The sequence below is a fragment of the Okeania sp. SIO2F4 genome (assembly GCF_010672385.1).
In the GTDB taxonomy this organism is placed as follows: domain Bacteria; phylum Cyanobacteriota; class Cyanobacteriia; order Cyanobacteriales; family Microcoleaceae; genus Trichodesmium.
This window is the reverse complement of the sequence record NZ_JAAHGT010000582.1, coordinates 1-6,157: the sequence shown is the minus strand read 5'-3', so window position 1 is coordinate 6,157 and position 6,157 is coordinate 1. Positions and strand designations below refer to the sequence as shown.

At 36.4% G+C, this 6,157-nt stretch carries 6 protein-coding genes; 3 read left to right on the top strand and 3 right to left on the bottom strand.

The window, feature by feature from the left end; translation table 11 throughout:
* Positions 1-40: 40 nt before the first annotated feature.
* Positions 41-1,924, bottom strand: coding sequence for a glutamine--fructose-6-phosphate transaminase (isomerizing) (glmS, locus tag F6K22_RS27995; RefSeq protein WP_293105659.1), 1,884 nt, complete (start codon positions 1,922-1,924; stop codon positions 41-43).
* Positions 1,925-2,343: 419 nt separating this feature from the next.
* Here glmS and F6K22_RS27990 point away from each other — a divergent pair, with 419 nt between their 5' ends.
* From F6K22_RS27990 to F6K22_RS27980, 3 genes are all read left to right on the top strand, one after another.
* On the top strand, positions 2,344-2,553 hold the full coding sequence (locus F6K22_RS27990; protein WP_293105656.1) for a hypothetical protein: 210 nt from the start codon (positions 2,344-2,346) through the stop codon (positions 2,551-2,553).
* Between the two features lie 337 nt (positions 2,554-2,890).
* Positions 2,891-3,577, top strand: coding sequence for a 2OG-Fe(II) oxygenase (locus F6K22_RS27985; protein ID WP_293105653.1), 687 nt, complete (start codon positions 2,891-2,893; stop codon positions 3,575-3,577).
* Between the two features lie 297 nt (positions 3,578-3,874).
* Entirely contained in the window at positions 3,875-4,555 is a 681-nt protein-coding gene (locus tag F6K22_RS27980; RefSeq protein ID WP_293105651.1) for a 2OG-Fe(II) oxygenase, read from the top strand.
* A 357-nt stretch (positions 4,556-4,912) separates the two neighbouring features.
* On the opposite strand, the gene F6K22_RS27975 is transcribed toward F6K22_RS27980, so the two are convergent.
* Together F6K22_RS27975 and psaC are read right to left on the bottom strand one after the other, a co-directional pair.
* Positions 4,913-5,212, bottom strand: a complete 300-nt coding sequence (locus F6K22_RS27975) for an MATE family efflux transporter (protein WP_293105661.1) — start codon at positions 5,210-5,212, stop codon at positions 4,913-4,915.
* A gap of 354 nt (positions 5,213-5,566) precedes the next feature.
* Complete coding sequence (gene psaC / locus F6K22_RS27970; protein ID WP_006616272.1) at positions 5,567-5,812, bottom strand: photosystem I iron-sulfur center protein PsaC; 246 nt, start codon at positions 5,810-5,812, stop codon at positions 5,567-5,569.
* Positions 5,813-6,157: the final 345 nt, after the last annotated feature.

Sequence of the window (6,157 nt, the reverse complement as noted above, 5' to 3'; positions counted from 1 at the left end):
TCTGTAAGAGGCTAACTGATAACTGTTCACTGAAAAAATCCTACTCCACTGTCACCGACTTTGCCAAATTCCTTGGTTGATCGACATCCAAACCACGATGAGCAGCAATATGATAAGCTAACAACTGCAAAGGAATAACAGTCAACATCGGCGACAACAACTCATCCACCGCAGGCACTGCCAACACATTATCAAATACATCCGCCTCGGTACTTTCAGGTGTCACCCCAATTAACTGCGCATCCCTCGCCTTTGCTTCCTGAGCATTAGAAAGCACCTTCTCATAAACCAAACCAGGCATAGCGATCGCTACCACGGGCACCTTATCATCCAACAAAGCGATCGGACCATGTTTCATCTCACCTGCTGGATATCCCTCGGCATGAATATAACTAATTTCTTTCAATTTCAAAGCACCTTCTAAAGCAATTGGATAATTAATTCCCCTACCTACAAAAATAAAATCTTGAGTGTCATTAAACTGATGAGCAAAATCTTCAATTTGACTATCTTGAGCTTCTAACATCTGTTCCATTTGTGCAGGAATTTTTTGTAAACCATTAATAATTTCTGCGATTCTTTCCCCAGATAAATATTGTCGCTGCCATGCTAAATCTATAGCTAAAAAATAAAACGCCATTACCTGTGCCACAAATGTTTTAGTCGCTGCAACCCCAATTTCAACACCTGCCCGAATATCAATAATTTGATTGACTAAATTAGCAATAGAACTTTCTGCCCGATTAGTAATTCCTAATAATATTGACTTAAATTCGGCAGGTTTATCTAAACGGCGTTGTTGTTCCATTGCTAAAGCTGCTAAAGTATCAGCCGTTTCTCCAGACTGAGTCACACCAATCAAAAGAGTATTTTTTCTCAGAGGAGAAGGAGCATAACGAGCTTCAGAAGCATAATTTACTGTAGTCGAAATTCCTGCTAATTGTTCTAATAAATACTTGCCAATTAAACTAGCGTGCCAACTCGTACCACAGGCAAAAATTTTAACTTGTTCTAAGTTTTCATAGAGAGATGGTGACAAATTTAAATTAATCGGAGAAATATGATTATTTTGAGTATCCCAATCACTATTAATGTAAGTCTCTAAACAAGTCCTAACAACATTTGGTTGCTCGTGAATTTCCTTGAGCATAAAATGTTTGAAAATGTGTTTCTCAACTAAAGTCGGACTCCAGTTGAGAATGCGAGGCATTTTATTGAGGCGATCGCCCTCAAAATTATAAACTTCCACTCCCAGAGGTGTTAAACGAGCAATTTCCCCATTTTCTAAACTGAGAACAACTTGAGTATGAGATACAAGTGCAGGGGTATCAGAAGCACAGAAAAATTCCCCTTGACCTAAACCGATAGATATAGGTGCCTGCTGTCTAGCAACAATAATTTCATTCGGATAGTCTGCACAAACAACAGCAATAGCAAACGCTCCATCCAATTTATTAACTGCTTGACGCACGGCGTCTAAAAATGGCTGCTTATTTTCTTGAGTAGAATGAGACAAAAATTCTGCAATTAAATGAGGAATAACTTCGGTATCAGTCTCAGAAACAAATTTATGTCCCCAACTTTCCAATTCTTTGCGTAACTCTCGATAATTTTCGACAATTCCATTTTGCACCACTGCCACTCGCCCGGTATCATCTGTATGAGGATGAGCATTATATTCCTCCGGTTTGCCATGAGTTGCCCAACGAGTATGACCAATACCAATATTAGCTGGCATTTCCATTCCTACCAATTTTTCTCGGAGGTTGTGCAACTTACCCTTAGCACGAACAGATTTTATTTGACCATTACAAACCGCAGCTAACCCCGCAGAATCATAACCTCGATATTCTAGTTTTTCTAATCCTGATAGTAAAATTTCTGTAGCTGACTGAGTGCCAATATAACCAACAATTCCACACATTTAATCTTTTATTCCAACTCACTTTGACTATATATAATACTCACTCAAAATTAGTTATTCCGTAGGAGAATAAGGTTTTTCTTTGCCATCGCAATTGCAGGTTTTGTTAGGACATTCTCAAATTATCCGATCTGAGTCAGGCTATAAATTATATCATATCCGCTTGAATACTTAATTATTCTTAACTCCTCTAACTGACTCCTCTCCTTAATATTTATATTGAAATATTATCTTGACAAAAAAACACAATGGAGTAAGATAACCACACAAATGCTCTTTCTAAAATCAGATGGATGAGTAATCGCCGAAGGTTTTAGTAGAAGCACCAAGGTGAACATCAATGTGTCACTTTATGAGCTATTTGTGTCGGTTTTCTCAACTCACAATCTCAAGCTCGAATATTCTAAACGGAGTTAAAAATGGTAACAGTATCAGTCTTGGATAAGCTCACCCCATTCCTAGAGGATGATTTGGAAGTTCCCGGTCCCCCAGGCCAAAATGCTCCAGTAGAGGGTCATTTGGAAATTCCCGGTCCTCCAGGTCCTCCGGCACCAGTAGAGGGTTATTTGGAAATTCCCGGTCCTCCAGGTCCTCCGGCACCAGTAGAAAATTATCAATCTGATAAGTAACATTAATAATTTTCAGTTCTTGATTGAGGTGTTGCTGATTTTAGGGAGGAAGTTCCTAGTTCTGGTAAACTTAAGGGAATTGCAAAAGATATCATCCCCTTATTCAGCAACACCGGATTTTTTTAGTTGAAAACACTATCTATCTAAGACGTTATAGTTTGAATTTACTAAATTAGAGTGTATATGCGTAATATAGCACTACGCAAATAGGTTAGGACACTTCTAAATGCTTAAACTCAGTCAGGAATTACTTCTGTACGTCGCCAAGGAGACGGTTCCCCTATCTGACTTGCGTGTAGTGCTATACCTGGTTAATTAATTTTACAATAAGTACAAAGTGGCTAATATCAATACACAAAAAACTCAACTGAATATCAAAACTAACCCTGCACCAACTCCTCAAACAGAAATTTTAGAATCTCATTATTTACTTAGAGAAAATTTTCTCAGCCATTCAGAAAATCAGCAATTACTGAATTATGCGTTGCAAAAAAAATCAGATTTTTTACCTACTATAGTATCAAATTATTCAACTACAAACAGATTGAATATTGATGAAAATCAACATTGTCCTTTAGTCTTGCAATTTTTCCCTCAATTCGAGGAATTGATAGTCAAAAAAATTCAAGAAATTTTGCCAGATGTATTAGCAAAATTAAATGTTTCAGAGTTTTCAATTGCTAAATTTGAAAATCGCTTAACTGCTTATAATGATCGGAACTTTTATCGGGTTCATATTGATAATAAACATCCTGGAATCGACACTAGAGTCATTACTTACGTTTACTATTGTTATCAAGAACCTAAAGCATTTACAGGTGGAAATTTAAGAATTTACGATAGTAAAATTCAGGGAAAATATTATTCAAAAGCTGATACATTTAAAACTATAGAACCAGAAAACAATAGTATTGTATTTTTCCTCAGTAGTTATCTACATGAAGTTTTGCCAATAAGTTGTCCGTCTCAAGGTTTTGCAGACAGTCGCTTTACTGTTAATGGTTGGATACATTGCACTAATTAGTTATGAATAAAGAGTCATTTCAGTTATTAGTTAAGAGTTAACAGAATTTCCTACTGAAATAGAAGGCTTGAAATAGTGAATTTTCTTTTTTTATCGTCTTCAAAAAAGAAAGGCTTGAGAACTGAATTTTCTGGTCAAACTTCTGAATTGTTTTAGCTAAAGAATACAACCAGATTTCTAGAAATTATTTCAGGATGATTCATCAATTGCCTTTTATTTAAGAGAGACAGAAACTTTCTTCAGTCTAGCAATAAAGATATTTCTTTATTGATTTACTAATTTCAGAGAAGGTAAAAAATGGCTAACATCAATATACAAAAGACTCAACCCAATATCAAAATTAATACCGACCCAACTCCTCAAATAGAAATTGTAGAATCTCATTATTTACTTAGAGAAAATTTCCTCAGCCATTCAGAAAATCAACAATTATTGAATTATGTGTTGCCAAAAGAATCAGATTTTGTCCCGGCAGTAGTATCGAATGAGTCAGCTACAAATATGTTTAAAAGTTACGAAAATAGACGTGCTTTAGTATTACAATCTTTTGCTAAATTCGAGGAATTAATTGTTGAAAAAAATCAAGAAATTTTGCCAGATGTTTTCACAAAATTAAATATTCCAGAATTTTCAATTGCTAAATTTGAAACTCAGTTAACGGCTCATAACCATGGGAACTTCTATAAGACTCATGTTGATAACCAATATCCTGTTGATAAAAGAGTTATCACCTACGTTTACTATTTTCATCAAGAACCTAAAGCATTTACAGGCGGAAATTTAAGAATTTACGATAGTAAAATTCAGGGAAAATATTATTCAAAAGCTGATACATTTAAAACCATAGAACCACAAAACAACAGTATTGTATTTTTCCTCAGTAGTTATCTACACGAAGTTTTGCCAGTAAGTTGTCCATCTCAAGGTTTTGCAGACAGTCGCTTTACTATTAATGGTTGGATACATCACACTAATTAGGGCTTGCTGAAAAAGTCTTTTTTAAGGAGTAGGGGAGCGGGGGAGTAGAGAGTAGTATAGAGGAGATAGTCAGATATATTTGTCCCTTGATGGTTCTGCTATTATTCTGTCCAAAATACTAACTTTTTGAGAGTTTTCAACTGCAAACCAGGCACTTTTTTCAACCCAAAAAGCCTAAAACTTTTATCTTTCAAGGGTTTGAAATTTATTCAGCATAGCAATAATTAGGGTTTGCTCAAAAAAGCAGAGTGTCGGAAGTGTGGGAAGTGTGAGCATTATAGCGGTTTTCACAAAGGTAGACTACAAAACTTCTTCCTTCTTCCTTCTTCCTTTAAACCCAAATCTTTGTACTCTATTTTAATGAAAACTGCTATAAGAATCTTGTCTGCTCAAATGTAGCGAGTTTTGCAGTAGTAGTATCGCTCCTAAAACTAAAGCTATGAAAAAGTTGCGTAGTAACACCAGTAGAACTTGATGGCGATCGCCACGTCCTGATGCTTGAGCTGTTAGTCCAGTTGTTCCAACATATAGGAAAAGACAACTCCAGTAAAGGTAGTTGAAAATTACACTAGCAAGAGAAACTCCTGCTAAGTGATGAACATTAGGCAAATGTCCTAGGAATGTTGTGTCTATTAAGCCGGCTAGAGGAACTATGATGTCTGAAATAATATTGACAATAGCGAATCGCAGGAAACGAGGGCGAAAATTTTATGGTAAGTTTTGCTGGTTGAGATTCTTGTTTCCCATACCCTAGGAGCCTAAATTTGAGATTGTCAGGACCGCAAAATTGATTGTTTTTTCCATGGGAGGCTCCCCTAATAGCTGCCGCTAGGCTCCGCCTTTCATGTCGGCGACAGCCGAAACGGGAGAGCGCGGATCAATGGCCAACATTGAGATAAAAAATAGAGGGAAAATTATTAATTCCCTCTACAAAATTTTTAGTTCTTATATCTAAAATTTTTCCACCCTCTATTAAATCTAAAACCAAAAAGCAATAGAGGGAAGTTAGTATTAGTAAGCAAGACCCATACTGCGAGTAGTTTCAGCACCAAGATAAACCCGGACACTCAAAAAGTCAGTAGGGCAAGCAGTCTCACAACGCTTACAACCAATACAATCTTCAGTACGAGGGGATGAAGCAATTTGGCCTGCTTTACAACCATCCCAAGGTACCATTTCTAGAACGTCTAATGGACAAGCACGGACACACTGAGTACAACCGATGCAAGTGTCATAAATTTTTACTGAATGAGACATGAATTAAATTCTCCCAACAAATTGATTTTGCCGTACCTGCTCAAAGGCAGATGGGACAGCAAGTTTTATAAGCGAATTCTTCGACCTAGTTTACCTTACTGTTTCTCATCCTTGATAAACACTGTTGAAAAACTTAAAATATCTCAATAAATCTGATAGGGAGTAGGGAGTAGGGAGTAGTTAGGAGTAAGAAGAAATGGGAGTTACAGATGAGGTGGTTGGAAGAATAATCCCTAATCTGATAGGGAGTAGGGAGTAGTCAGGAGTAAGAAGAAAAACCTTTCTCTGTAAAACCTTTTAGATTTAATCAGCAAAACCTAATTATTGAAAGTCCCAACTTTTCCA